The sequence below is a fragment of the Streptomyces sp. WAC06614 genome (genome assembly GCF_003949795.1).
GTDB lineage: Bacteria > Actinomycetota > Actinomycetes > Streptomycetales > Streptomycetaceae > Streptomyces.
The window spans coordinates 1-716 of the sequence record NZ_RPRY01000764.1; the positions used below are offsets into that span (position 1 = coordinate 1).

General features: G+C 72.2%; 1 pseudogene. It reads right to left on the reverse strand.

The features are described 5' to 3' along the window. Positions 1-97: 97 nt before the first annotated feature. A pseudogene (locus tag EF918_RS36370) lies at positions 98-716 on the reverse strand (FAD-dependent oxidoreductase); the annotation flags it as partial.

The window sequence follows — 716 nt, forward strand, 5'->3', positions numbered from 1 at the left end:
TCCCGGGGTGGGGTGGGTGTTAACGGCGTTAATGGTCTGCGGGGGGCTGCAGCGTTAACGGCGTTAATGGTCCGTGGGGGCAGCAGCGTTAACGGCGTTAATGCAGGGGGAGGGTGGTTGCTGCCTTTTTGCCCTGGTTCAGCATCCAGGCGAGGACCCGGGGGCGGCTGAGGAGGGTGTTGCGTAGGCGGAGGCCTGTGCGGGTGGCCGGGGCGAGGAACGGGCCCGTACGGTCGCCGCCCTTCTGGCAGTTCTCGGCGTGTGCGCGCAAGCGGGTCTCGTAGCGGGCGAACGCGGTGTGGGGGGCCTCGGGGGTGCGGGCGAGTTCGGCGGCGAGGACGTACGCGGCGACGACGCCCGTGCCCGTGCCCATGCCGCCGATGGTCGCGCCGCAGGCGGCGTCGCCGGCGAGGGCGATGCGGCCGGTGGACCAGGAGGGCACGTCCGCGCGGCTGATGGAGTCGAAGTAGAGGTCGGTGGCGGGGGCGAGGGTGTCGAGCAGGTGCGGGACCTGCCAGCCGAGGTCGCCGAAAGCCCGGCGGACGAGGCTTTTGTGGGCCTCGGGGTCGTGGCGGTCGTAGGCCAGCGGCGGGGACTTGAAGAGGAAGAAGGCGCGGGCCCGGGTCGGGTCGGTGTGGTCCGTGCCGACGCTGGCGAGACGGCCGGGGGTGTTGAGGCCGACGCTGCCTCGGGTGGGGAGGTCTGCTGCTGGGTGG